This window comes from Rhodoferax sp. GW821-FHT10B06 (assembly GCF_059415605.1).
Map to the genome: position 1 here is coordinate 60,763 of NZ_JBWKNO010000023.1, position 25,938 is coordinate 86,700.

Sequence of the window (25,938 nt, forward strand, 5' to 3'; positions counted from 1 at the left end):
ACCATGACTCAATCCCGCCAACTCCCCTTCTTGCTGCCGGCGCTGACCGCGCTGGTCAGTGTCTTCATGATCGCGCCCATCGCCTTGTCGGTGCTGGCCGGCCTGGTCAACAACTACAGCACCGGCCTGGCCAGCGGCCTGACCCTGCGCTGGATCAGCGAGGTGCTGGACGTGTACGGCGGCACGGTGGCCGCGTCGCTGCTGCTGGCCTTGCTCAGCGTGGTCGGCAGCCTGCTGCTGGGCGTGCCTTGCGCCTATGCGCTGGCGCGCAGCAGATCCCGCTGGGCACGGCTGTTCGAAGAACTGCTGACCCTGCCGGTGGCCGTGCCCGGCCTGGCCACCGCGCTGGCGCTGATCCTGGCCTATGGGCAGCTCAGCGGCTTCCGCCAGAGCTTTGCCTTCATCCTGGTCGGGCACCTGGTGTTCACCCTGCCGTTCATGGTGCGCACCGTGGGCGCGGCATTTCGCCGGCATGAACTGCTGGCGCTGGAGGAAGCCGCGCGCTCGCTGGGCGCCAGCTTTGCCCAGCGCTTCATGGGTGTGCTGGTGCCCGCCGTGCTGCCCGCCATCGTCGCCGGCAGCCTGATGGTCTTCACCCTGTCGGTGGGTGAATTCAACCTGACCTGGATGCTGCACACGCCGCTGACACGCACCCTGCCGGTCGGCCTGGCGGACAGCTATGCATCGATGCGCATCGAGATCGGCTCGGCCTACACCCTGGTCTTTTTGCTGGTCATCCTGCCGGTGCTGTGGGGCTTGCAATGGCTGGGACACTTTATTGAGAAACACCATGAACTTTGAACGCACGCGCGTCGATGTGATCGACTGCGCCAAGACTTATGCCGACGGCACACGCGGTCTGCAACCCACTACGCTAGCCATAGAACCCGGTGAGGTACTGGCCTTGCTGGGCCCATCCGGCTGCGGAAAAACCACCTTGCTGCGCCTGATCGCCGGACTGGAAACGCCGGATGCCGGCAGCCGCATTCTGTTCGGCGGAGAGGACGTGACGGCGCTGGCGATCGAGCGGCGCGGCATCGGCATGGTGTTCCAGCACTACGCGCTGTTTCCGCAAATGTCGGTGGCGGCCAACATCGGCTACGGCCTGCGCATCCGCGGCGTACCGGCCGATGAACAGCGCAAAACCGTCGGTGAACTCATTGACCTGGTGCGCCTGAACGGCCTGGAAAACAAGCGCCCGGCCGAGCTCTCCGGCGGCCAGCGCCAGCGCGTGGCCCTGGCCCGCGCCGTAGCAGTGCGCCCGCGTGTGCTGCTGCTGGACGAGCCGCTGACCGCGTTGGATGCCAAGCTGAAAGAATCGCTGCGCGATGAGCTGGCCGAGCTGCTGCGCCGCCTGCACATCACCGCCATCCACGTGACCCACGACCAGCAAGAAGCACTGGCCATTGCCGACCGCCTGGCGGTGATGCAGGCCGGCCGCATCGTGCAGGTGGGCGACGGCGAAACCCTGTACCGCCGCCCTGGGCATCCGTTTGTGGCAGCGTTCCTGGGCCGGGTAAATACGCTGAAGCGTGACAACCCGGCCCTGCTGCGTAACCTGCTACCGCTGGGCGGCATGCTGCTCGAATGCCCACCGGCCCGCGCCGGCCAGACGGCACTGCTGGTGCGCCCGGAAGACATCCAGATCGGCCCGGTCCATTCCGGCGCCGGACAGGCCGTGGTGCAGCACCGCAGCTTCTTGGGCGACCGCTTGCAGCTCACGCTGGCGCTGGCCGACCAGGCTCCGCTACACGCCGAAGTGCCGCGCGACCATCCGGCCAAGGTGGGTGACACCGTGGGCATACACATCGCCCCCGAACGCCTGATGTCCTGCGAGGAAGCCACATGACGACTCTGCTGCTACAACTCTCCGACCTGCACATCCGCGAACCCGACCGCCTGGCCTATGGCCGGCTCGACACCGCGCCGTACCTGCAGCAAGCGGTGGACAGCATCCTGCGCCTGCCGCAGCAGCCCGATGCGGTCGTCATCACCGGCGACCTGACCGACTTCGGCCGCGCCGCCGAGTACGCGCACCTGCGCAGCCTGCTGGCACCGCTGAGCATGCCGGTGTATCTGATGCCCGGTAACCACGATGACCGCGAACAGCTGCGCGCCAGCTTTGCCGACCACGCTTACTTGGGCCACAGCGGCTTTGTGCAGTTCAGCGTGGCGGTGGGCGGTTTGCAGCTGGTCGCGCTCGATACCGTGGTACCCGGCGCCAGCCATGGCAGCCTGTGCACCGAGCGCCTGCAGTGGTTGGCCGACACGCTGGACCAGCAGCGCGACCGCCCTGTCGTCATCGCCATGCACCACCCGCCGTTTGCCACGCTGATCGGCCATATGGACGACATCGGCCTGCTGCAAGGCGCGGCCGCGCTGGAAGCGCTGGTGGCGCAACACCCGAATGTGGAACGCATCATCTGCGGCCATCTGCACCGCAGCATCCAGGTGCGCTTTGGCGGCAGCATCGCCATGACCGTGCCGTCGCCAGCCCACCAGGTGTGCCTGGATCTGGCGCCCGACGCGGCCTCGGCCTGGACGCTGGAGCCGCCCGGCTTCGCCCTGCATGCACTGGGCAACGGCGGCACACTGGTCAGCCACCTGGCGGCCAGCGGCAGCTTTGCGGGGCCGTACCCGTTCCACGATGGGGGCCAATTGATAGACTGAAGCCGCCCCGTTTGCTACGAAATTAGCAGCTGCTTGCGCAGGTAATATCTGCGCTGCAGCCATTATTTCCTTATAAACCCCAGGAGCACGCCCATGGCCCATGCATATGCCGCCGAACCAACCCGCGCCGAGGTGGATGCCACGCCCGGCGCGCTGGTGCTGGAGTTTGGCGACGACTACTGCGGCATCTGCAGCTCCGCCCGCCCGGCCATAGAGCAGGCGCTGGCGGCACGACCTGGCGTGCGGCACCTAAAGGTCGCCGATGGGCGTGGCCGGCCGTTGGGGCGATCCTTTGGCGTCAAGCTCTGGCCCACGCTGGTTTTTCTGCAGGACGGCCAGGAGGTGCAGCGGCTGGTGCGCCCCATGGCGGCCGAGCCGATTGCCCAAGCGCTGCAAACCTTGAAAAGCCAGTAGAAAATAAAATGCTATTGAATAAATAGCACCAACCACAGGTTTTATAAGCGCCAGAGGCCTAAATGGCTTGCAACACCGGCCATCTGACGGCGCTGGTTTACACAAACTTTCGCCCGGAAAGTCGGCAGTAAGAGAGGTGTGCGCACAATGGCCGGCATGCACAGTTCCGTCCATTCCCTCCGCCGCGCTCCGGCCTGACACCATGGGTCGCATCGCACTCGTAGAAGACCACGAACGCCTGGCCCAGCTGGTCGGCAAGGCGCTGGCCCAGGTGGGCATTCCGGTGGACACCTTCGGCCGCATCGATGCCGCCTGGGCAGCGCTGCGCGAGGGCGATTACGAAGCGGTAGTTATAGACCGTGGCCTGCCCGATGGCGATGGCATCGACCTGGTGCGCCGCCTGCGCCAGGCCCGCCTGTCCATCCCCTGCCTGATGCTGACCGCCCGCGACGCCTTGCACGACCGGGTGGATGGCCTGGAGTCGGGGGCCGACGACTATTTGACCAAGCCCTTTGCCATAGAAGAACTGGTGGCCCGGGTGCGTGCCTTGACACGCCGCCCAGCGCAACGGCTGAACACCGTAGACAGCTTCGCCGACATCGAGCTGCGGCCCGACGGCGGCATGCTGGTCTGTAGCCACGAGGTCATTACCCTGGCACCCGCCGAAATGCAGATCATGCTGGTGCTGCTGCGCGCTGGCGGCCAGACGGTGCGGCGCAATGCACTGGAACTGGCGGCCTGGGGCCTGACCGATGCCGTCACCCCGAATGCGCTGGACGTGGCCCTGCACCGGCTGCGCCGCAAGCTGCTGGCGATTGGCTCGGTGGTGCGCATCAGCAATATCCGTGGTCACGGTTATGCGCTGGTCGAAGCATGACCCAGCATAAGTGGTTCCGCAGCCTGCGCGGCCGCCTGCTGGCCGCCTATGCCGTGGGCGTGCTGATCGTCGTCACGGTGCTCGGCAGTCTGTTCATGGCCGTGTTTGTCTGGCAGGACAGCTGGACTGCGCGGCACCGTATGCTGCAAGACATTGCCACCAAGACTGCCAATAATCTGGAGCGCAATGCCGATGGCACCCCCAGCCGCATCGTGCAGCCGCAGGAGCTGCTCTGGTTCTACGACGCCTTTCCCGGCGACATCGAGTTCCGGGTGGTTGATGCACAGGGCCGCTCGGTGCTGCGCGTGCATCCCCGCGAGCAGTTGCTGCCCATGGACTACCAGCCTGTTCCCAAGGTAGGCGCCACCGATCTGCGCATCAAGGATGCAGCCGTGCAACTGGCCACGGTGCAGGTGGAGGACACGCCGGCCGGCCAGGCCTTCTACCTGCAGGCCGCCGCCAGCGAACGCATTCTGGCCGTGGCCCAGCTGGCGGCCCGCAGGCCGGTGGGCGGCAGCCTGGTATTGACGCTGCTGATCACCGTTCCAGTGCTAATCGGCCTGATGCTGCTGGCGCTGAAAAGCCTGCTGCGCCCGTTGCGCGACACCTCCGAGGCAGCGGCGCACATCGATGCGCGCAATCTTTCAGCGCGCTTGCCCATAGACCATGTGCCGACCGAACTGGTGCCGCTCATCCTCGCCTTCAACCAGGCGCTGGAGCGGCTGGAACAGGGCTTTCGTGTGCAGCAGCAATTTCTGGGTGCAGCGGCGCACGAACTGAAGACACCGCTGACCCTGATGCGTGGCCAGATCGAGCTGGACGGCATGGCCGACCGCGACACCCTGCTGATGGACATCGACGTAATGGCCCGCCAGGTGCACCAACTGCTGCACCTGGCCGAAGCCAGCGAGGCCCACAACTACAAGTTCGCCCCCATGGCCCCCGCGAGCGTGGCCGAGGAAGTGCTGGTATTTCTGTCGCGCCTGGCCGACCGCCATAGCGTACAGCTGGACTTGCAGCTGCCAACACAAACCCTGCTATGGCAGGGCGACAAATCAGCCCTGTTTACCCTGCTGAAAAACCTGCTGGAAAACGCGGTGCAACACTCCCCCATTGGCGGCGTAGTGATGCTCACCATCGACACCTCGGGCCTGAGTGTGCGTGACGAAGGCCCGGGCATTGCCAAAGAGCACCAAGCCCACTTGTTTGAGCGTTTCTGGCGCGGCCCACGCCAGCAGAATGCCGCCCCGCAAGGCGCCGGGCTGGGCTTGTCCATCTGCCAGGAAATTGCCCTGGCCCATGGCTGGCGGCTGCACGTTGTTGATACCCCTTCAGGCGCCCTGTTCCGCCTGGATATACCCGACTCCCTTAACTCTCTTCACCACTGAAAGCACATTCAACATGCTCACATCTTTCTCCGCCCGCCGCCTGCGCTGGAGCGCCATAGCCTTGGCCGGCGCCAGCAGCGTTCTGGGCGCCAACGCCTGGGCCCAGGAGTCCAACGATAGCTGGAACTTCACCGCCGGCCTGGGTGTTGTGAGCCAGCCCAAATACCCCGGCAGCAGCGAAACCAAGACCTCGGCCCTGCCCATGTTCAGTGCCAACCGAGGCCGCTATTTCATCGGTGGCCTGCCCGGCGCGGGTGTGCCGGCGGGCGTGGGTGCCTTCCTGGTGCAAAGCGAGCATTTGCGTGTGGGCGTGGGCCTGGGCGGCAACCTGGAAAAACCGCGCAAGGAGTCGGACTCGGCCCGGCTGCATGGCATGGGCGACATCAGCGCCACGGCACTGGGCTCGGTCTTCGCCAGCTACAGCGACAGCTGGTGGAAGGTGGGCGGCAATATGGTCACCGACCTGGCTGGCAAAGACCAAGGCACCCGCGCCACGCTGGACCTGGAGGCCCGCTACAGCCCCATGGAGCGGCTGATGCTGACCGCAGGCCCCAGCATCACCTGGGCAGACAGCAAATACACGCAGACCTTTTTTGGTGTCACTGCAGCGCAAAGCGCAAGCTCCGGCCTGGCAACCTATACCGCCAAATCAGGTATCAACTCGGTCAGCTTCAACATCGGCGCCAACTACCAGCTCACCCAGCAATGGGGCCTGGGCGCCCGGCTAAGCGCCAGCAGCCTGCGCGGTGATGCAGCCGACAGTCCGATCACCGAGAAGAAGACGCAAACCACGGTGGGCGTGTTTGCCAGCTACCGGTTTTAAGACGTCTAAAGCCCCCGTCGCCCCGCATGAAAAACCTCCCGAGCCCCACCTATGGCCGCATTGAAAGCGTCTTGCTACGACTCACCGCCCTGCCCACCGTGGTGCAGGAGGTTCAACCGCTGAGCGACCGGTTTCGGCTCATCACCTTGCAGGGTGATGGGCTACGCAGGGTGCACTGGAGCCCGGGAGAAAAGGTGGAACTGAAACTGGGCAGCTTTGTGTCGCGTACCTACACGCCGTTGAACTGGAACTATGCCAGCGGCAACATACAGCTGCTGGTGTATCTGCATGGCGATGCACCGCATCGCTCACCCGGCGCGGGCTGGGCCCAGTCCGCGAACGTGGGCGACAGCTGCATGCTGTTTGGCCCGCGCAACGCACTAAGCCTGCATGCACGCAAACACAACACGGTGTTCTTTGGCGACGAAACTTCGTTCGCCACCGCCGGCGCGTTCGTGGCGGCGAACGAACAACACCCTGTGTCCTATGTATTCGAAGTAGACAACGCACAGGACGCACGCCGCGTGCTGGATGTGCTGCAGCTGCGCAGTGCCGTGCTGGTACAACGCAATGCCGACAACAGCCACCTGGCCGAGGTGGAAGCAGAGATGGTGCGCCTGGCCCAGGCCACGCAAGCGCAGGACTTTATTTTCAGCGGCAATGCCAATTCGATACAGCGCTTGCGCCATGCGCTCAAGCAGCGCCGCATGCTTTCCACCCATATGACCAAGGCCTACTGGGCTGTCGGCAAACTGGGTCTGGATTGAATACCCGTGGGTGTCCCCACCCAACCGATACCACCATGCACTCTCCGTCTCCCCGTTCCGTCTTCAGACGGCCCGTCCTGCTGCTGTGCAGCGCCCTGCTCTGCGGCTGCGCCGCCGTAGGCCCGCAGTACCAGGCACCGGTGCCACAACAGCTCACCGTACCCAGCGCCTGGCAAGCAGCCTTGCCGCATGCGGGCGACACCGGACAATTGCTGACCTGGTGGGAACAGTTCCACGACGCCACGCTGAACCAGTTGCTGCAGTCCGCCGAGGCCAGCAACCCCTCGCTGCGCAAGGCGGCGGCCAACATCGCCTCGGCCCGCGCCAACGTCAGCACAGCCAATGCCGCGGGCCAGCCCACGCTGACCGGCAGCGCCGCCGCAAGCCGAGGCCGAACCACAGGCACCAGCACTACCACCACGACAACCGGTGCGTTGGACGCCAGCTGGGAGCTGGACCTGTTCGGCAGCGTGCGCCGCTCGGTGGAGTCGGCCGACGCGCTGGTATCGGCGCGCCAGGCCGACTGGCATGACGCCAGGGTGTCGCTGGCCGCCGAAGTGGCCACCGACTACCTGACCTACCGCGCCTGCCAGCTGACCCTGGCCAGCACCCAGGCCGACGCGCTGTCGCGCCAGGCCACCGCCGACATCACCCGCCGCTCGCTGCAGGCCGGCATGAGTGCGCGGTCTGACGCCGCGCTGGCCGATGCCAGTGCCGCCAGCGCCGCCGCCACCGCCACGGCCCAGCAAGCCAGCTGCGACCTGACGGTCAAGGCCCTGGTCACCCTGACCGGGCTGGACGAGCCCACCCTGCGCCAGCAACTGGCAGCGCAGGCCCCCAGCCTGCCTACACCGCAGATGTTTGCCTTGAGCACCTTGCCGGTGGCACTGCTCAGCCAGCGGCCCGACCTGGTGTCATACGAACGCAGCCTGGCTTCTGCCAGTGCCGAAATCGGCGTGGCCGAGGCCGACCGCTACCCGCGCCTGTCACTGGTGGGTTCGCTATCAGGCAGCAAGACGGCGGGCAACGCCAACAGCACGAGCTGGTCCTTTGGGCCCAGCCTGTCGCTGCCGCTGCTCAACGGCGGCGCCAAGCTGGCGGCCGTGGCCTCGGCCCAGGCCGCCTACGACCTGGCCCTGGCCAACTACCAGCAGGCCGTGCGCAGTGCAGTGCAAGAAGTGGAAGAAGACCTGGTGCAGCTCGACAGTGCCACCCGCCGCGAGGCCGACCTGCGCCGCAGCGCGCTGGGTTACCGGGCCTATGCCAACACGGTGGAGTCACTGTGGCGCGCCGGTGGCGAAAGCCTGCTCAACCTCGAAATAGCCCGGCGCGATGCTATCGCCGCCGAGCAAAGCCTGATCACCGTGCAGCGCGACCAGCTGCTGTACGGCGTGGCCCTGTACAAAGCCGTTGGCGGCGGCTGGTCGGTGCAAGCACCGGTAATGTCCTCTGGAGAAGCGAAGTGAAATTGCATAGAAAAACATGGATTGCAGCTGCCGTCATCGTGCTATTGGTCGCTGGTGGCTTGTGGATGGCGCAAAGCCCGGCCCAAACCCCCAGCACCGCCCCGGCCAGCGCGAATGCCGGCCTGTCCGTCACGGCGGTACAGCCGCAGCAGCTCAACTGGCGGCGTACCCAGCAGTTTGCAGGTGGCCTGTTTGCCTGGCAAACCGCCAGCATCGCCAGCGAAGAAGCCGGCCTGCGCATTGCCGAGGTGCTGGTGGACGTGGGCAGCGTGGTCAAACGCGGCCAGCTGCTGGCCCGCCTGGCCGATGACAGCGTACGCGCCGACCTGCGCGCCCAGGAGGCCGCCGTGGTCCAGGCCCGCGCCAAGCTGGCCCAGGCCAAGGCCGAGGCTGACCGCAGCCGCGCGGTGCGCGACAGTGGTGCCCTTTCAGAACAACAGGTCACCTCCTACGTGATCGCCGAGCAAACCGCCCAGGGCAGCCTGGACGCGGCCCTGGCCACGCTGGACACGCAACGTATCAAACTCGGCCATACACGCATCCTGGCGGTGGACGACGGGGTGGTCTCCAACCGCAGCGCCACTCTGGGCAATGTGGTGGCATCCGGCACCGAGCTGTTCCAGCTGGTGCGCCAACGCCGCGTGGAATGGCGGGCCGAAGTCACGGGCAAGCAGCTCAGCACGCTCAAGCCCGGCCAAACGGCCAAGGTCACGCTGCCCGACGGCAGCCAGGTACAGGGCCGCTTGCGCATCGTCGGCCCCACGCTGGACAGCAGCACGCGCAACGGCCTGGCCTATGTGGACCTACCGGTAGGAAGTGCAGCCAGCGCCGGCATGTATGTGCGCGGCGAGATCGACACCGGCGAAGCCCCGGCCCTGGTGGTGCCGGCCAGCGCCGTGGTGCTGCGCGACGGCAACAGCTATGTGTTCGAAAAAGACGGTACCGCCAAAGTAGCGCAGCGCCAGGTACAGACCGGTCGCCGGCTGGGCGATATGGTGGAGATCACCAGCGGCATAGGCGCACAGGCCACGCTGGTGCTGAGTGGCGGCGCCTTTCTGAAGGACGGTGACCCAGTGCAGTGGACTAGCCCTGCTGGCACCGCCAGCGCCGCCAAGGGGACTCCATGAATCTGTCGAGCTGGTCGATACGCAATCCCGTCCCAGCGATCCTGCTGTTCATCATCCTCACCGGGGCCGGCCTGCTGGGCTTTCACCGGCTGGCCATACAGAACTTCCCCGACCTCGACGTACCCACCATCCAGGTGTCGGCCACGCTGGAGGGCGCGGCCCCCGCGCAGCTGGAAACCGAAGTGGCCCGCAAGATCGAAGACAAACTGGCCTCGGTAGGCGGGGTGGACCACATCACCACCACCATCACCGACGGCGCGGCCAGCATCGTGGTCAGCTTCGACATGGACAAGGACAGCGAGGTTGCACTGAACGAGGTGCGCAACGCCGTAGACAGCGCACGTGCCGACTTGCCCACCGAGGTCGCCGCACCCGTGGTGTCCAAGGTCACCCGCGCCAGCAGCGCACTGCTGACCTATACCGTGCAGGCGCCGCACCTGGGCGAGGCTGATGTGTCCTGGTTCATCGACAACGACATCAGCAAGGCGCTGCTGTCCGTCAAGGGCGTGAGCTCCGTGACACGCGTAGGCGGTGTCACGCGTGAAATGCATGTGACCCTGGACCCGGCACAACTGGCCGGCCTGGGCGTAACCGCCGGCAGCGTATCTAGCCAGATCAAGGCAGTGCAGACCGATGCCTCCGGCGGGCGCGGCATGTTGGGCGGTACCAACCAGTCGGTGCGCACCCTGGGCCGGCTGGACCGGCCCGAGCAACTGGCCGGCCTGGCCATTCCCGTGACCACCGCCACTGCACAGCAAACCAGCGTGCGGCTGGACCAGGTGGCCCAGGTCAGCGACACCGCAGAAGAGCGCTTTGCCTACGCCGCGCTGAACGGCAAGTCGGTGGTCGGCTTCCAGGTAAAGCAGCTGATCGGCACCAGCGACGTGGCCGTGGCAGCGGCGGTGCGGAACGCCGTGCAAAGCTTCACCCAAACCCATCCCCAGGTGCAGATCACTGAGGCGGTGGAAACCGTCACGCCCACGCAAGACAACTACAAGGGCTCCATGCACCTGCTATACGAAGGAGCGGTACTGGCGGTGGTGGTGGTGTGGCTTTTCCTGCGCGACTGGCGGGCGACTTTTGTGTCTGCCGTGGCGCTGCCGCTGTCCATCATCCCGACCTTTCTGGTGATGTACCTGTGCGGCTATTCGCTGAACCTGATCACGCTGCTGTCGCTGTCCCTGGTGGTGGGGGTGCTGGTGGACGACGCGATTGTGGAGGTGGAGAACATCGTGCGCCATCTGCGCATGGGCAAGACGCCAATGCAGGCCGCGCTGGAGGCGGCGGATGAAATCGGCATGGCGGTGATCGCCACCACCTTCACCCTGGTGGCAGTGTTCCTGCCCACCGCCTTCATGAGCGGCATACCGGGCAAGTTCTTCCGCCAGTTCGGCATCACCTCGGCGGCAGCCGTGCTGGCCTCGCTGCTGGTGGCGCGTCTGCTGACGCCGATGATGGCGGCCTACATCCTCAAGCCCAGCCCCAACCACGTGCAGCACGACGGCCCCATCATGCGCCGCTACCTGGCCATGGTGCACTGGTGCCAAACCCACCGGCGCAGCACGGTGCTGCTGGCAGGGCTTTTCTTTGTCGGCTCGGTCTGCCTGATACCGCTGCTGTCCACCTCGTTCATCAACGCGTCGGACAACGCGCAGACCACCATCTCGCTGAAGCTGCAGCCCGGCAGCACGCTGGAGCAGACCCGCGCCGCCAGTACCCAGGCCCAGGCGCTGATTGCCAAGATGCCCGAGGTGCGCCAGGTGTTCACCGTAATTGGCGACTCCACCAGCGACGCCAGCAGTAGTACGGTGAACGAGGCCACGCTCACCGTCAGCCTCACGCCACGCGGCACGCGGCCACGTTCGCAGGCACAGGTCGAAGCCGCCATCCGCCAGGCCCTGGGCGCCCTGCCCGGCACCCGCGTCGGTGTGATGGGCCAGGGCAATGGCCAGTCGCTGGACGTGACCCTGGCCAGCGACGATGCCGTGGCCCTGAACCAGGCCACCGCCGCGCTGACCAAGGACCTGCGCACCCTCAAAGGCATAGGCAACATCACCGACAGCTCCAGCCTACAGCGGCCGGAAATCCATGTGCGGCCCGACCCGGTGCGCATGGCCGAGCAAGGCGTGACCACCACCGACCTGGCCAGCGTGGTCCGCGTGGCCACCTATGGCGACTACGCCACCAGCCTGGCCAAGCTGAATCTGCCGCAACGCCAGATCCCCATCCGCGTGCGCTTTGACGACAGCCTGCGCTCCGACCTGGACGCTATCGGCCAGCTGCGCGTGGCCGGGCGCAGCGGTGCTGTGCCGCTGGCATCCGTGGCCGATCTGTCACTGGGCGGCGGGCCGTCGCAGGTCGCACGGCTGGATCGCATGCGCAACGTCACCCTCAGCATCGAGCTGGGCAGCCTGACCACGGGCGAGGTGAACAAGATGGTGCAGGCCCTGCCCAGCATGCAGAGCCTACCCAGCGGCGTGCAGCAGATCGCCACCGGCGACGCCCAGCGCATGGCCGAGCTGTTCACCAGCTTTGGCGGCGCCATGCTGGTCGGCATCTTGTGCATCTACGCGGTGCTGGTGCTGCTGTTCCACGACTTCATGCAGCCCGCCACCATCCTGGCCGCCCTGCCCTTGTCGGTGGGTGGCGCGCTGATGGCGCTGCTGATCACCGGCAGCGGCTTCTCCATGTCGTCGGTGATCGGCCTGTTGATGCTGATGGGCATCGTCACCAAGAACTCCATCCTGCTGGTGGAGTACGCGGTGGTGGCCTACCACCAGCAAGGCATGGGCCGCTATGAAGCGCTGGTGGACGCCTGCCACAAGCGGGCCCAACCGATTCTGATGACCACCATCGCCATGGTCGCCGGCATGCTGCCCATCGCCCTGGGCTGGGGCACCGACTCCAGCTTCCGCGGCCCCATGGCCATCGTGGTCATAGGCGGCCTGATCACCTCCACCGTGCTCAGCCTGCTGGTGGTACCGGTGGTCTTCACCTATGTGGACGACCTGCTGCTCTGGCTGCGCCGCCACGTTAAGCGCCACCACCACAGCGCTACATAAAAAGTAGCCTCCAGCGCAGGTATTACCTGCACTGGAGGCCCTTTTCTCTTAAATCCTCAGGCTACTGACTGGGTGACCGCGTCCCACAGCGCTTCTGCGGCACGCCCCATGGCGCTGCGGGAGCGGTAGAGCCGAATCTCAAGATCGATGCACCATTCTTCAGGCGCCGCCACGGCCAGACGCTGGCTGGTCAGGTCTTCACTGACCAGGCTTCGCGGCAACCAGGCGATGCCCCGGCCATCCAGCACCATGGTTCTGAGCACGGACGCAAGGTGGGCTGTAAAGGCGGTCTGCGTGGCCAGCTTCTCCAGCGCGGCATGGTGGGTCTCATGCAGTATCCGGCCCAACCCAGAGGCCACGCTATAGGTCAGCAACGGCACGGGCGATGGGCCTGCGCCCAGTGCATACAGCGGCTTGCCGAGCCCATCCACGGCGGATACGGGGACCAGTACGTCGGCGCCAATCTGCACCGAAGGGTAACCATCGGCATGCAAGCGGCTGGGCGCCTGCGGATGGGCATGGCACAACACGAACTGCACCTTGCTTTGCTCCATCAGTGCTTCACAGCGCTGCTGCATGTCCGACTCCAGCTGTATCGTGCCCAGCATGGTGAGGGACTCAAAGCTGCGCAACCAGCTGGGCATGAAGGAGAACGACAAAGCATGGGTGGCTGCAAAGCGCAGCGCATTGGAGTTGGCCTCGGCCACGGCACGCGCCTCACCCGGCACCCGCGCCACCTGTGCCAACAGGTCCTGGGCGACGCTGTAAAACCATTGCCCGGTCTCGGTCAGGCGAATCGGCTGCGAGCTGCGGTCAAACAGTTCTGTGCCCAGCCATTCCTCCAGCGCCCTCACGCGGCGACCAAATGCAGGCTGCGTCATGTGGCGCTCGTCGGCCGCGCGCGAGAAGTTTCCGGTCGCCGCCAAGGCCAAAAAATCATCCAGCCAGGACAGGTTCATAGCCAGTGCTTTGAAAGCATTGAAGAGGAAAAAAACAGCATTGGTCAAATCCCATCGGGCTCACGATCATAGCGCTCCGAACAACGCAAGCCTCCACGGAGCCCCCCATGAAAATCGTCGAAATCCGGGAACAAACCATTCCCATCAGTTCCCCCATTCGCAATGCCTATATCGACTTCAGCAAGATGACGCTGAGCCTGGTCGCCGTGGTGACCGACGTGGTCCGCAACGGCAAACCGGTGGTGGGCTATGGCTTCAATTCGAACGGCCGCTACGGCCAGGGCAAGCTGATGCGCGAGCGCTTCATCCCCCGCGTGCTTGAAGCCGATCCAGACTCCTTGATCGACGACAACGGCAAAAACCTGGACCCGCACAAAATCTGGAACGCCATGTTCACCAATGAAAAGCCAGGCGGCCACGGTGAGCGCTCGGTCGCCATCGGCACCATCGACATGGCGGTGTGGGATGCGGTGGCCAAGATCGAAGGCAAACCGCTGTTCCAGCTGCTGGCCGACCGCTATGGCGACGGCAAACCCAACCGCAAGATCTTCGTCTACGCGGCAGGCGGCTACTACTACCCAGGCCAGGACCACGGCAAACTCAAGGACGAGATGCGCAGCTACATCGACCGGGGCTATACCGTGGTGAAGAAGAAGATCGGCGGCGCCTCGCTGGACGAAGACTTGCGCCGCATCGACTCCATCCTGAGCGTGCTGCAAGACGGGCAAAAGCTCTGCGTGGATGCCAATGGCCGCTTTGGCCTGGACACCGCCATCCAGTACGCCAAGGCCTTGTCGCAGTACGACTTGTTCTGGTACGAAGAGCCAGGCGACCCGCTCGACTTTGAATTGCAAGCCACCCTGCGCAACTACTACAAGAACCCCATGGCCACGGGCGAGGACCTGTTCTCCATGCAGGATGCGCGCAACCTGATCCGCTACGGCGGCATGCGCCCTGACCGCGACTGGCTGCAGTTCGACTGTGCGCTAAGCTACGGCCTGGTCGAATATCTGCGCACGCTGGACATGCTGAAAGAGCACGGCTGGTCCGCCTCGCGCTGCATACCGCACGGCGGCCACCAGATGTCGCTCAATATCGCCGCGGGCCTGGGCCTGGGCGGCAACGAGTCCTACCCCGACCTGTTCCAGCCTTTTGGCGGATTCCCTGACGGCGTGAAGGTCATCGACGGCCACGTGACACTGCCCGACCTGCCAGGCATCGGCTTTGAAGGCAAGGCAGACCTGTACGCCCATATGCAGGCACTGTCGGCATAAGCCGTTATGCGGCTACCCCGCCGCATAACAAAAGGCCTGCAACGCAAACGTTGCAGGCCTTTGTTTTTGGAACGTGCCCACACGGGGCACAGGTCCAACTTACTCGTTGCTATCGGTCGAGAACGTGCGCACCGAGCTATAAGCGTTGTGCACGCCAGGCACCGTGCTGGCCACATAGCGGGCCTTGGCTTCTTCTTGTGGGCCTTGGGCCCAGCCGTGCAGGGTGATGCTGCCGTTGTCGGCGGTGACGGTCAGGTCCTTGGCGTCGCTACCCAACTTGCTGCTCAGCGCAGCTTGGACTTGGCCTGCCAGGTCAGCGTCGTTGCCGGCGGCATGTGCGGGCAAGAAGGCGCCAGCGGTCAGGGCGAACAGAGCAGAAGCGGCGATGCGATTGAAAGTGCGTGTCATGGTGAAGTCCTTCGGGGTTTGCACCGTGACCGGTGCGGTTGGTTGTCGATGGGGTGATCTTCCCAAGCCCCCGCCAACCCCGTGTTGCGAAACCCCACAGGCAGATGTCAACTGCAATCTAGGGTGAAACCCTAGGCCACCATTCGCTATTAACTTGATAGCTACCAGCGCAGTTATTACCTGCGCCAGAGCCACTTTTTACCTAGATTTCACAGACTGCGCATGACGCACCGCCAAATACGCAATGCTTCGCGCCATACGCACTTCCATCTATTTGCCGACCTTCTTGTAGGTCGACAGCACGCCAAGGCCGTCGTCGCTGCAGATCAGCTTCTCTTGCAACGTATGGACTTTTGCACAATTGAAGCTGGTGGCGTTGGCCGGGCTTCCAAGCAGGAGCCAGAGACAGACAGCCATAGCTTGGGAGCCACGCCGTAAGCCCAGCATCAAATCCTCTCGCAAAAGGGTTACGGCCTTGGTATGCACGATATATTTTTGTTTCAATATGCAGTTGAAGGACGACACGCCAGCCGCCAAAGTTTCGCTGTATTCCATCTGCGTGCGGAGCCTGTGAAGCAAGCGTAGCTTTGCACTACATGGTGTATGTCATGAGCCAAGATTAGTACTAATTAATTAGCGATTACCTTCTCGTCGTCGGCCCGGAGCTCGCCCAACACTGAGCGCGCCGGGCGCGCTGCACCCAGATGCAGGTAGCGTAGTTCATCCATAAGGGCACTCCAAAGTGGAGGGCCGCCCTTTTCCAACAGTTCCCCGCGCAAAGACGCCTCCTTACTCGGGTGCGTATGCCGAAGGCCCCAGGCAGCCATATAGGCGAGCAGAGGTACGAGCTGTATGGCCGCTTCGGTGAGGCTGTAGATGCCTTTCTGCTGATGATTCGGATCCGAACGTCGTGTCAGCAGGCCAGACGCGGTCAAGTGCTTCAGCCGGCTTGCAAGGATGTTCGAGGCGATGCCTTCCTTGTTTTGCTCCAGCAGTGCGCCATAGCTGCGCCTGTTCTCGAACACGACATCGCGGATAACGATCAGGCTCCAGCGGTCGCCGATCTGCTCAAGCGTCAGGTTGATCGGGCAGCCCGATCGTTTTGTTTGCGTCACAGTCATGCTCCTTAAATTTCCACTTGCATTATGCAAGTAGTGTAGGTATTATTGGACCACTTGCAAAATGCAAGTGCTATAGAGATCTTGGCAGATCGGCAGAGGAATCGAACATGCGTACGGCTTTCATCACGGGTTACGGTGGCAATTCGGTAGTGCAGGTGACCGAAAAGATGGCAACAACAACATGACCCGATGGGCTGCGTTCGGCTAAAGATCATTACGTATGTATGTATGTACATACACCATCACACACACATTGGTTAGGAAACACTATGAAATTCTCCACCTTCACTTCGCGCACCGTGCTCGCGGTATCGCTAGCATTCGCCAGCACCTTCGTTGCTGTAGCACCGGCCCAAGCCGCAGCGCCGATGCAGCACAAGCAGGTTGCGGGCTTCTATCGCACGATGATTGGCGACTATGAGGTCACCGCTCTGCATGACGGCAGCGCCGGCATTGACTCCAGCCTCCTGCATGGCGATCCAGCGCTCATCCAGTCCCTCCTGGCGCGCTCCTTCCAAAACGATCCCAAGAATGTCTCGGCCACCGTCCAAGGCTTCCTTGTCAACACCGGCTCCAAGCTCGTTCTCATCGATACGGGTGCGGGCGGCCACTGGGGCCCACCAGAGCTGGGCAAGCTGGTGCAGAACTTGAAAGCCTCCGGCTACAGGCCGGAGCAGGTTGACCTGGTGCTGGTGACCCATCTTCACGCTGACCATGTTGGCGGGATCTACAAAGACGGGAAACGCGTCTTCCCGAACGCGACCGTGATGATGAAGAAGGCAGACGCCGACTTCTGGCTGTCGAAGGAAATCGCCGCCAAGGCCCCGGAAGAAGCAAAAATCTTCTTCACGGTGGCACAGGATGCTGCCGCGCCTTACGTCGCTGCTGGCAAGTGGAAGCCATACGAAGGCATGGACGAAATCGTCCCCGGCATCGCACCGTATGCCATTCCCGGCCATACGCCCGGTCACACCGGCTACATGATTTCCTCCAAGGGTGAGTCGCTGCTGGTCTGGGGTGACACAGCCCACGTCCTCGCCGTCCAGATGCCGCACCCGGAAATTGGCATCGCCTTCGACTCCGACGGCCCGACGGCCATCAAAACGCGTGAAGACCTTCTGGTGAAACTCGCTGCGGACAAGACGATGATCGCCGCCGCCCACATGCCGTTCCCTGGCTTGGGCCGTGTTCGCAAGGTGGACACCGGCGCTGGCTACGACTGGGTACCGGCGACCTTCCTCAACCTGAAGTAAGCCGACGCATCACTTGCGCGGTAACGACTACCGCGCACATCCGACAAAGCGCAGCGGCGCTTTTTAGTCCGCGCCATCGGGCGCGCCCTCTGCGAAGACGCAGACATTTGATAGGAGATTGCAATGACTACTAACACCAACACGCCGGGAACGGCATGGATGCAAATCGTCAAGAAGAAGGGAACGAGCGACTTCGCGACGTCGTTCACCGCTGACGCCAGCCTTCAGACCACAGCCCTCAGCAAGGCCGTGGTCGGCCCGACACTCATCGGGGCATTCTTTGCCGCGACGAGCACGATGTACGAACACTTCGTATTCACGGCGGAGACGGTTGACGGTGTGAAGACTTACCTTGAGTGGGATGCCATCCACGGTGGCAAGCCGATCGCCGGCACCACCATCATCACCCGGAATGCGTCTGGCCTGATCAACAACATCAAGCTCTTCCAGAGCCCGTTTCCCGTCGTTCGTGAATTCTCGTCTGGCCTCAAGGAGCGACTCGCAGGAACACTCGGCCATGACTTCTTTAGCTAAGCCGGGAAGACAACCAACCTTATCGCCTCGTTCAACCTGAACAACACAACCGAGCAACTACTTATGCCAATATTTCACGCCCATATTCCGGCTCAAAAGTTCTCCAGCGAACAGAAGCGAGCTCTGGCAGATGCCTTAAATCTCGCCCTTCATGAAGCCATGGATACACCTATGGATGACCGTTTCATCATCATCAGTGAGCACAAGGAGGATGAATTCTTCATCCATCCGACTTTTCCTGACTTGACGAGATCCGACAAGCACATGATCGTAACGGTGACGTTCGGTACGAGCAGGACGGTGGAGCAGAAACGCAAGCTGGCAGAGCTGGTCACCCGATACGCAGTAGAAAAGGTTGGCGTCAGCCAGGACGATGTCACCCTGATGATGTATGCCCTTCCCTTGGAGAACATGAGCTTCGGTGGTGGAAAGCTGGTCTCTGACATCGACCTTTCTATGCCTTGGGTCAACAAGTAAGAACGACGAAGCTATGACCGACTGGCATTTCTACGAGCCGGCGCAGGGGCATTCCCTGCGTCACGATCCGCTCAACGCCATCGTCGCTCCGCGACCGATCGGCTGGATCAGCACAGTCTCTAACGACGGCGTGCGCAACCTTGCGCCCTACAGCTTCTTCAACCTGTTCAGCTACAAGCCGCCGATCGTCGGCTTTTGCTCGCTTGGTGCGAAGGACTCGCTCGCCAACGCGCGTGACACCGGCGAGTTCGTATGGAATCTGGCGACGCGAGAGCTGGCCGAGGCGATGAACGCCTCCGCGGCGATGGTGCCAGCGCACGTCGATGAATTCGAGTTGGCCAAACTGGAGACGCTGCCCTCGGCCAAGGTGCGGCCATCGCGCGTTGCGGCTAGCCCGGTGCAGTTCGAGTGCGTGGTCACCCAGATCGTGCAGCTTGAGGCGCAGGGCGGCACGGCGCTCCCGGCGTGGCTGGTGTTGGGCGAAGCAGTAGCGATCCACATTGACCGGCAGCTGATCAAGGACGGCGTGTACCAGACTGCGCAGGCGCGTCCGATCCTGCGCGGCGGTGGGCCGGCCGACTATTTCGAAATCGGCGCGGGGCAGCTCTTCACGCTTGAGCGACCGGGCGATTGACCGCGGCAAGGTCGATGCCTGTCACTTTTACGGCACCGCCTGACATCTTTCTACAAGGAGAACTTCCATGTTTCAACGTACCGATATCGCATTCGAAGCAGAAGGCGGCGTCACGCTGCGCGGCTGGCTCTATGTGCCCACCGGCGGCACCGGCCCCTATCCCGCCATCACCATGGCGCATGGCTATGCCGGCGTGAAGGAGCACGGCCTGGAGCGATTCGCCGAGAAATTCGCCTCCAGCGGCTTTGTCGTCCTCCTGCACGATCACCGCAACTTCGGCGCCAGCGACGGCACGCCGCGCCAGGATATCGACCCATGGCGTCAGGTCGCCGATTGGCGGCGCGCGATCAGCTTCCTCGAACGCCAGGACGTTGTCGACGCGAAGCGCATCGGCTTGTGGGGCACGAGCTATGCCGGCGGTCATGCGCTCGTGCTTGGCGCAACCGACCGCCGCCTGCGCGCGGTCGTCGCGCAGGTGCCGACGATCAGCGGCTTCGAGCAAGGACTGCGCCGCATTCCACCCGACGCCGTCGCCGCCATTGAGGAGGCCTTCTCGGCGGACGAACGCGCGCAGGCGCGCGGCGAGCCGCCGCGCAGGCAGACGATCGTCAGCGCCGATCCGGCCATCCCTGCTTCGTACCGCGCCAAAGATGCTATCGAGTTCTATCTGCAGCCCGTGCCCGACGGCGCCTGGGACAACAGCGTCACGGTGCGCTCGACGCGCGCCGCGCGCATGTACGAACCGGGCGCGTGGATTGCGCGCGTGTCGCCCACGCCGCTGCTGATGGTCGTCGCGCTGCAGGACACTATCACACTGACCGATCTCGAGTTGGCCGCCTACGAGCGCGCCCTTGAGCCGAAGCGCCTCGTGATGATCCCCGGCGGCCACTTCGACCCGTACATCACCAGATTCGATCAATCCAGTGCCGCCGCGCTGGACTGGTTCAAGGAACACCTCGCGTAACCTCAACTTGCGACAACACAGGAACCCGACATGCCTCATCTCACCCATACCATCGAGCATGGCATTGCCACAATCATTCTCGATCGCTCGCCGCAAAACCGCATCGACGACCAGATGGTTGACGAACTGGCCACGGCGATCAACGCGATCGAACGCAGTGATGCACGCGTCGTGCTGGTGCGCGCCGAAGGCGAGAACTTCAGCTTTGGCGGCGATATCTTGCCCTGGCCCAACGACACCCCCCGCCAGTTGCGTGCGCGCTTCGAAGGTTATATGGACGTCTTCAATCGCTTTGAACGCCTGCCCCTGCCGGTCATCGCGGTGGTGCACGGCTTGTGCGCCGGCGGTGGTTTCGAACTGGCGTTGCGCGCGGATGTCATCTTTGCCGCTGAAAGCGCAACCTTCTGCCATCCGGAACAGTCGCTTGCCCTCGTGACCCTGTTGGGCGGCATCTACCGCGTCGCCGAACGCGCCGGACGCGCACGTGCCATGGAATGGGCACTGACTTCCGAACGCGTCCCCGCCGCGACGATGGAGCGCTTCGGCGTGATCAACCGCGTCGTCCCCGACGCCGAACTGCTTGCAGAGGCGCATACCTTCGCCGCGAAGTTCGTGCACGGCCCGACACGCGCCCACGCCGCGCACAAGGCCCTGCTGCGCACCTGGGCCAACGGCGGTGTCCAGGCGGCCGACGATGTGATGTTCAACATTGCCATGCCCTTGTTCGAGACCGAAGACGTGAAGGCCGGGCTTGCTTCGGCCACCCAGGCCCTGAAGGCCGGCACGCCGCGCCCGGTGCTCGAATTCAAGGGCCGTTGATCCGCCACGCAAGCCTTGTCACGGAGCGTGAACATGCACGAATTGCGGGCGCAAGTAGTTGAGGCGCATGGGGGATTGGTGCGCTGAGCGGAATGAAACGCTCAGCGCCACTATCGTGGAGGATGGCGTGTGGACGCCAACGCCAGAACGACGAGCACCGCCAGTCTTTGGATGACCACCCGGGTTCTCGCAGGCCTAAGCTGGATATACCCTAGTGGAGAATATGACCGGCCAGCATGAAATCGACACAAGTGAGCGCAATTGCTCAATTCAATGCATGCAACAACAAAATGAGTATTGGCAGGCGCCTGGCACCGGGAATTTACCGGGTACAGTGAACTAGACGCTTGTCGGCCAAAATCGGGCTTTCACCAACACCGTATGTTCAATCCGGAAATCGATGTAGAACTGACGCTCCTGTCTTCGGATGAAGGTGGCAGGAGAGGTCCAATATTTGGGGAATACCGAGGGGTGTTCAGCGCTTCATCGAACGAGGGTTATTCAATGCGATTCCTGTTGCCCGATGGATGTAGTTTCTCGCCAGGTGAAACGCTCACGCTCGCAGTTCAGTTTTACTTTCCCGAGCAAGCGTTGCCTGCTTTTTCGCTCGGAACGGAGTTCGCTATGTTGGAGGGCCGTGTCGTTGGATACGGCCGTGTCGCAAAGGTCTATCGGCCGCAAGCGAGTTAATTCAGTAAACGGCCACAAGCAGACCTTCAATACATGATTCCTCGCTTCGAAATCGACTTCAACGAAATGGTGGACAGCGACCTTTTTCTGCTGTCGAAAGACGACGTTCGACTGGATGTGCAAGGGCGGCCTGTCAAACTTTTTGAAGGCATGCCGATTGAAGTGACAGAGGACGACCCGTACGTCGACGGGACCGACGGTTTCTTGATAGCAAGCGGCATCGCGACCGTAAACATTGACGGCCCAGATTGGACGAAAGCTGCCAAGTGGTGCTGCCGGCTCGACCCTGCTGGAATTCGCCGCGAGGCATCGCGCTGAGCCCCAATGCCTAGCGTAGCAATCGGCCAGGAGCCGTTTTCCACTTGCGTGGGATGCTTCGCTAGAAAACCCGATTTCCGTTCGTTGGAGATGTTATGAAAGAGGTCTTGAAAAAGGTGGGGCCGAGTCTTCGTGCGCTCGGCTTCCAAGGCTCCGGCCAGAACTATCGGAAGCAGGAAGGAGATTTCGTTTTTCTCATCAACTTTCAAGGCAGTAGGGGTGGAGACAATTTCTACGTCAACCTTGGAGCACAAGCCGTGTTTGTTCCAGCCGAGGGGGACGCAGATTTGGCGAAGTTGAAGGAATACGAATGCATGCTGCGACGAAGGGTCGGCGGCGATTGGCCGTGGCAAATGTCTGATGAACTTTTCGTTCAGCTGGAGGCAGAAATCCTCTCGGGACTGACCCACTTCTTCGGAAACGCCCAGACTCTGCGGAGCGCACTCGTAACTGACAGCCCCGACGAGTTGCTACAGAAGTTCAGCTCTGGAACGACAACAGCACGCGCGACTCTTCATTTGGCTCGCGCGGCTGCAAATCTAGGCTATGTAGAGCTGGCTCGCGAGCTTATCAGCCACGGTTTGGAATTGGCGGGTGACCGCGCTGTCATCCTGAAGAGCGAGCTTGGACAGGTGCTTGGCGAATGCACTTCCAAGACGCCGAAATGAGTGACCGATTTCCGAACTGTCCAACGGCTGCTTCGGGCCTGAATGGACCAGCCAGCCTGTCGGCTACAGTCGGCCACAAGCAGTCCATTGACTAGCGAACTCCTGCGCGCACAGAACCCCTCAAAATTACCCATGATGCCCACCAAGAATGAAGACCCCCTAACGGTTGCCGTTGTGACCGCCTCGCAACTCGCTCAGTGGTTGCTTCGGAGTTTCGGCGTGGTGCCTCCTACTGGAATTGCATTGATAGGCACGGAGTTGGAAGTTGAGACTGCGTTTCCGGCGGAAACATCTCCCAAGGGCGCATCGAACGAGATGCTCTTTGACGCTGTGGCAGCGCGTTTGAATGAGATTTCTATCAAGCGTGGGAACCTGAGAGCTGTAGCAACTCTCTTCAAGCCGGCGAATGATGACCATGTCATCGTGCAAGTAGAACTCCCGAATGGATTCATAGCCCCATTTGCGTTCCTCCCTAAGAAGCTTGATGGCGAATGGATGGTGGAAGAGCCCTTGCCCAACGAGGAAAATGACTTTTCGCCTGTTCTCCCCGTTGTCTTAAACCGTTAAGCCTTCCCCTGAGTGCAAACGCCCGGTTTGGTCCCGATTGGAGCTGCTGGTACGATGCCTTAATTCGGCCAAGAGCAGTCGCTCACGTTGGTCCACCAAACAATCTGAGAGCAATGACCACTGAAATACTTGAGGACTTGACCGTGCTGAGGTCGCGACTGTCACGTCTGAGCGAACTGGCACTTTCTGGTGTTGGCTATGGGTCGAAGGCTAGCGATTTCCCAATTGAGCGTGTCGTCGAAGTCACGCTAGCGCCAATCGTAAAGAGCAGCGAATCATCCAGCGGAAAGCCTTCTGTATATCGAGACGGAAGCGGTCATGAGTTGGCGCTTGGGGAAGTAGTCGACGATGTGCTCGCAAACGGTGGTGTTCTGCACTTTTTTGAGAAGGTTAGCTTCAAAATAAAAAATGGGACTGTCGCCGGATTTGCCTTATACGGGGCTCACCTCGACGCTTTTCGATATATCACATCGCAGGAGCAATTGGTGCGCGAATTCGGCAAGCCGGACACCGTGGTTCTCAACGAAGCCTACGGTGACCTCATGGGTTACTTCAACCTCTGGAGCGACTCGCAGAAGCGAGTCGCCTGGGACGAGTGGAACAAGCGAATCTATTTGGTCAGCATTGGTATGGAGTGACTGCAATCAAGGAGTTGGAGGGTCTGAGTGATGCCCGCTGGAGCCGGTTGGCGTCAGGCAGAATGCGGCCAACAGAAGCAGACATTGACCGCCTATGCCAAACGCCATTGAACTCTCCTGCCTGCCCCTTACTAGCCTCAGGTGGGGTGAGCTTGTGCATGCGTATGGTCAAGCCTCGGACATACCGGTGTTGCTACGGCAGCTCGACACTCTGCCGCCATCCGAAAATGACCGAGAACCCTGGTTCTCTCTCTGGAGCGCCTTGGCTCACCAAAACGACGTCTATTCCGCCTCGTTCGCGGCGGTGCCGCATGTCATACGTGTTTTGGCAACTGCGCCGTCAACCGCGCACTTCAGCTACTTTCAGTTCCCGTCCATTGTCGAGGCCTGGAGGCAGCAAAAGTCCGTCGCAATCCCCGATGACCTTAAGGCCAATTACTTCGCGGCTCTGGCGGCACTACCGTCGCTGATTGCACAGGCCGCCGACCGCGAGTGGGACGGAGGCTTCCTTGCCTGCGCGCTTTCAGCCTTGGCAGCAGCCAAGGGTTTCGGCAACGTTGCCGAAGCTGTACTCGAGATGACTCCTGAAGTTGCTGATGAATTCATAGATTGGTTCTATTCACGATGAGCCCTTCAGCTTTCCACATTTGTATTTCGCTCTTCCTCTCGAAAGAGTTCGTTGGATTTCGCCATGACGAACCCTTGATGGCGCCAGAATCCGACCACAAGCGGAATTTCCTTTCCTAATGTTTTCTTGGCTACAAAAGACACCGCCCTTTGAACATCCACAGCTCGGACGACTCATCCGTGCGGGCAAGTTCTGGCGACCATCGCTACGTCCTGGCACTCTTGGGGTTGCTATCGAAGGAGGCCCAAACTGCCCAAGTCCGGAGGGCGTCAAGATTGCATGCCAGTTGCTCGAAAACGCGACCACGCTCGTTCAGGCCGCCCAAGCATTCGTGTGGTCGGACCCCAGTGCGGTTTCCTTCATGGAGGGACAAGGCATGCTGGAATGCGATGGCTTCACCGTCTATCAAACTGGAGACGTCGCCGTCGAGTTCTCGTTAACCGGCTGGCCTGATGCAATGATTAGTGTGCCCTTCAAGCACGGCGCTCCTATTGCGGTAGAACTAGGCGACTGAGGCAACGCCCGGTGACCGCTTCAGAGCAATGGCAAAGACTGCAAAGGGCCCGAATGGACCAGCCAGCCTTTCGGCTACAGTCGGCCAAAACCAGCCGGTCGCTATGCCAGCTCAAAACACCCCTTAGCAGTCACTTGTTGCCGCTCGGCAAACAGAACTAGACCCATGCTTCAATCTACAATACGCAGCGCAGTCGACTCATATCTTTCCCAAATCGTTGAGACAAGCGTCAACTGGTACCCCGAGCATCTGGTGCCTTCCGACATGAGGACGAGTGAGGTGGACCAGGACGAGGGGCTTGTTGCCTGGACGCCTACTACTTCGCGGGTTGAAAGAGCCGATGCTGCTCCGGTTGAAGCGGTGCTGAAGGTTCCCCTCAGTCCACAGTTCATGGCACTTCTAGGCTACAAACACTTCATGGAATTGCATCTGGGAGACATGTGGCTGTTCGCACACCCATCCGTTGGCTGGCAGGATGTCTTGATTGCTCAGGTTTTTGAGGGACATCCGCGAGAGCTGCTTTTTGACAAGGGCTTCCTTCCTTTCGCAGGATGGTCGGACTGGGGTCGATACTGCTTCCGCCTTGACCAAAAAAATACCGATGGTGAGTGCGCTGTTTATCAGTGGGACCACGGCGACCCGGACAACTTTTACTTCGTCGCGCAGACATTTAATGAGGCGGTCGCGGTGGCCATGTCACGCTGACCTGAAGGACAGAATTGTGAGCCGTGCGGCAGAATGCTGTTGTCGGCCACGAACAGACATTCACCGTCCGAGGATGAAACGATGAGCGAGCCAACACTTAGAGCGGCTAACAAAACGGGGAAAGTCTACGAAGGCAGATGACACAACAAGCCAGGGAAAGCAAGGCCGTATGA

At 62.1% G+C, this 25,938-nt stretch carries 28 protein-coding genes; 24 read left to right on the top strand and 4 right to left on the bottom strand.

The window, feature by feature from the left end:
- The first annotated feature begins 3 nt into the window (after positions 1-3).
- The 11 genes from AC07O2_RS24175 (at position 4) to AC07O2_RS24225 (ending at position 12,594) form a co-directional block, all read left to right on the top strand.
- Positions 4-801, top strand: a complete 798-nt coding sequence (locus AC07O2_RS24175) for an ABC transporter permease (RefSeq protein ID WP_495096038.1) — start codon at positions 4-6, stop codon at positions 799-801.
- Positions 791-1,849, top strand: coding sequence for an ABC transporter ATP-binding protein (locus tag AC07O2_RS24180; RefSeq protein WP_495096039.1), 1,059 nt, complete (start codon positions 791-793; stop codon positions 1,847-1,849). Before AC07O2_RS24175 ends, AC07O2_RS24180 begins: the two co-directional genes overlap by 11 nt.
- A complete protein-coding gene (locus AC07O2_RS24185; protein ID WP_495234710.1) occupies positions 1,846-2,670 on the top strand; it encodes a phosphodiesterase in 825 nt (274 codons plus the stop codon). Before AC07O2_RS24180 ends, AC07O2_RS24185 begins: the two co-directional genes overlap by 4 nt.
- A gap of 93 nt (positions 2,671-2,763) precedes the next feature.
- Positions 2,764-3,084, top strand: coding sequence for a thioredoxin family protein (locus AC07O2_RS24190; RefSeq protein ID WP_495234711.1), 321 nt, complete (start codon positions 2,764-2,766; stop codon positions 3,082-3,084).
- A 202-nt stretch (positions 3,085-3,286) separates the two neighbouring features.
- The gene (locus tag AC07O2_RS24195) at positions 3,287-3,961 is read left to right on the top strand and encodes a response regulator transcription factor (protein WP_495096042.1); all 675 of its coding nucleotides are present in this window, start codon (positions 3,287-3,289) and stop codon (positions 3,959-3,961) included.
- The gene (locus AC07O2_RS24200) at positions 3,958-5,349 is read left to right on the top strand and encodes a sensor histidine kinase (protein ID WP_495096043.1); all 1,392 of its coding nucleotides are present in this window, start codon (positions 3,958-3,960) and stop codon (positions 5,347-5,349) included. Before AC07O2_RS24195 ends, AC07O2_RS24200 begins: the two co-directional genes overlap by 4 nt.
- Before the next feature lie 13 nt (positions 5,350-5,362).
- Entirely contained in the window at positions 5,363-6,172 is an 810-nt protein-coding gene (locus AC07O2_RS24205) for a MipA/OmpV family protein (RefSeq protein WP_495096044.1), read from the top strand.
- A gap of 26 nt (positions 6,173-6,198) precedes the next feature.
- Positions 6,199-6,939 carry a siderophore-interacting protein gene (locus tag AC07O2_RS24210; protein WP_495096045.1) on the top strand — a complete coding sequence of 247 codons (741 nt, stop codon included), beginning with the start codon at positions 6,199-6,201 and terminating at the stop codon, positions 6,937-6,939.
- Between the two features lie 35 nt (positions 6,940-6,974).
- On the top strand, positions 6,975-8,405 hold the full coding sequence (locus tag AC07O2_RS24215; RefSeq protein ID WP_495234712.1) for an efflux transporter outer membrane subunit: 1,431 nt from the start codon (positions 6,975-6,977) through the stop codon (positions 8,403-8,405).
- A complete protein-coding gene (locus tag AC07O2_RS24220; protein WP_495234713.1) occupies positions 8,402-9,532 on the top strand; it encodes an efflux RND transporter periplasmic adaptor subunit in 1,131 nt (376 codons plus the stop codon). Before AC07O2_RS24215 ends, AC07O2_RS24220 begins: the two co-directional genes overlap by 4 nt.
- Complete coding sequence (locus AC07O2_RS24225) at positions 9,529-12,594, top strand: efflux RND transporter permease subunit (RefSeq protein ID WP_495234714.1); 3,066 nt, start codon at positions 9,529-9,531, stop codon at positions 12,592-12,594. Before AC07O2_RS24220 ends, AC07O2_RS24225 begins: the two co-directional genes overlap by 4 nt.
- 56 nt (positions 12,595-12,650) lie before the next feature.
- Here AC07O2_RS24225 and AC07O2_RS24230 read toward each other — a convergent pair whose 3' ends face one another.
- Positions 12,651-13,553 (bottom strand): LysR family transcriptional regulator, encoded by a 903-nt coding sequence (locus tag AC07O2_RS24230; RefSeq protein WP_495234715.1) that lies wholly within the window; start codon positions 13,551-13,553, stop codon positions 12,651-12,653.
- Between the two features lie 107 nt (positions 13,554-13,660).
- Here AC07O2_RS24230 and AC07O2_RS24235 point away from each other — a divergent pair, with 107 nt between their 5' ends.
- Positions 13,661-14,827, top strand: a complete 1,167-nt coding sequence (locus tag AC07O2_RS24235) for a mandelate racemase/muconate lactonizing enzyme family protein (RefSeq protein ID WP_495234716.1) — start codon at positions 13,661-13,663, stop codon at positions 14,825-14,827.
- A 99-nt stretch (positions 14,828-14,926) separates the two neighbouring features.
- On the opposite strand, the gene AC07O2_RS24240 is transcribed toward AC07O2_RS24235, so the two are convergent.
- From AC07O2_RS24240 to AC07O2_RS24250, 3 genes are all read right to left on the bottom strand, one after another.
- Positions 14,927-15,235 carry a BON domain-containing protein gene (locus AC07O2_RS24240; RefSeq protein ID WP_495096065.1) on the bottom strand — a complete coding sequence of 103 codons (309 nt, stop codon included), beginning with the start codon at positions 15,233-15,235 and terminating at the stop codon, positions 14,927-14,929.
- Between the two features lie 270 nt (positions 15,236-15,505).
- Positions 15,506-15,790: a hypothetical protein gene (locus AC07O2_RS24245; protein ID WP_495234717.1), complete on the bottom strand. Its 285-nt coding sequence runs from the start codon at positions 15,788-15,790 to the stop codon at positions 15,506-15,508.
- Positions 15,791-15,864: 74 nt separating this feature from the next.
- On the bottom strand, positions 15,865-16,350 hold the full coding sequence (locus AC07O2_RS24250; RefSeq protein WP_495234718.1) for a winged helix-turn-helix transcriptional regulator: 486 nt from the start codon (positions 16,348-16,350) through the stop codon (positions 15,865-15,867).
- Between the two features lie 275 nt (positions 16,351-16,625).
- On the opposite strand from AC07O2_RS24250, the gene AC07O2_RS24255 reads away from it, so the two are divergent.
- From AC07O2_RS24255 to AC07O2_RS24310, 12 genes are all read left to right on the top strand, one after another.
- Complete coding sequence (locus tag AC07O2_RS24255; RefSeq protein WP_495234719.1) at positions 16,626-17,609, top strand: MBL fold metallo-hydrolase; 984 nt, start codon at positions 16,626-16,628, stop codon at positions 17,607-17,609.
- A gap of 123 nt (positions 17,610-17,732) precedes the next feature.
- On the top strand, positions 17,733-18,143 hold the full coding sequence (locus AC07O2_RS24260; RefSeq protein WP_495234720.1) for a hypothetical protein: 411 nt from the start codon (positions 17,733-17,735) through the stop codon (positions 18,141-18,143).
- A 63-nt stretch (positions 18,144-18,206) separates the two neighbouring features.
- The gene (locus tag AC07O2_RS24265; protein WP_495234721.1) at positions 18,207-18,620 is read left to right on the top strand and encodes a tautomerase family protein; all 414 of its coding nucleotides are present in this window, start codon (positions 18,207-18,209) and stop codon (positions 18,618-18,620) included.
- 13 nt (positions 18,621-18,633) lie between these two features.
- Positions 18,634-19,254, top strand: a complete 621-nt coding sequence (locus AC07O2_RS24270) for a flavin reductase family protein (protein WP_495234722.1) — start codon at positions 18,634-18,636, stop codon at positions 19,252-19,254.
- Between the two features lie 67 nt (positions 19,255-19,321).
- Positions 19,322-20,218, top strand: coding sequence for an alpha/beta hydrolase (locus AC07O2_RS24275; RefSeq protein WP_495234723.1), 897 nt, complete (start codon positions 19,322-19,324; stop codon positions 20,216-20,218).
- Positions 20,219-20,248: 30 nt separating this feature from the next.
- Positions 20,249-21,037 (top strand): enoyl-CoA hydratase/isomerase family protein, encoded by a 789-nt coding sequence (locus AC07O2_RS24280; RefSeq protein WP_495234724.1) that lies wholly within the window; start codon positions 20,249-20,251, stop codon positions 21,035-21,037.
- A gap of 723 nt (positions 21,038-21,760) precedes the next feature.
- Positions 21,761-22,045, top strand: a complete 285-nt coding sequence (locus AC07O2_RS24285; protein ID WP_495234725.1) for a hypothetical protein — start codon at positions 21,761-21,763, stop codon at positions 22,043-22,045.
- Between the two features lie 95 nt (positions 22,046-22,140).
- Entirely contained in the window at positions 22,141-22,713 is a 573-nt protein-coding gene (locus tag AC07O2_RS24290; protein WP_495234726.1) for a DUF4304 domain-containing protein, read from the top strand.
- 132 nt (positions 22,714-22,845) lie between these two features.
- Positions 22,846-23,280, top strand: coding sequence for a hypothetical protein (locus AC07O2_RS24295; RefSeq protein WP_495234727.1), 435 nt, complete (start codon positions 22,846-22,848; stop codon positions 23,278-23,280).
- A 113-nt stretch (positions 23,281-23,393) separates the two neighbouring features.
- Entirely contained in the window at positions 23,394-23,918 is a 525-nt protein-coding gene (locus tag AC07O2_RS24300; protein WP_495234728.1) for a hypothetical protein, read from the top strand.
- Between the two features lie 94 nt (positions 23,919-24,012).
- A complete protein-coding gene (locus tag AC07O2_RS24305) occupies positions 24,013-24,546 on the top strand; it encodes a hypothetical protein (protein ID WP_495234729.1) in 534 nt (177 codons plus the stop codon).
- 679 nt (positions 24,547-25,225) lie between these two features.
- Positions 25,226-25,765, top strand: a complete 540-nt coding sequence (locus tag AC07O2_RS24310; protein ID WP_495234730.1) for an SMI1/KNR4 family protein — start codon at positions 25,226-25,228, stop codon at positions 25,763-25,765.
- Positions 25,766-25,938: the final 173 nt, after the last annotated feature.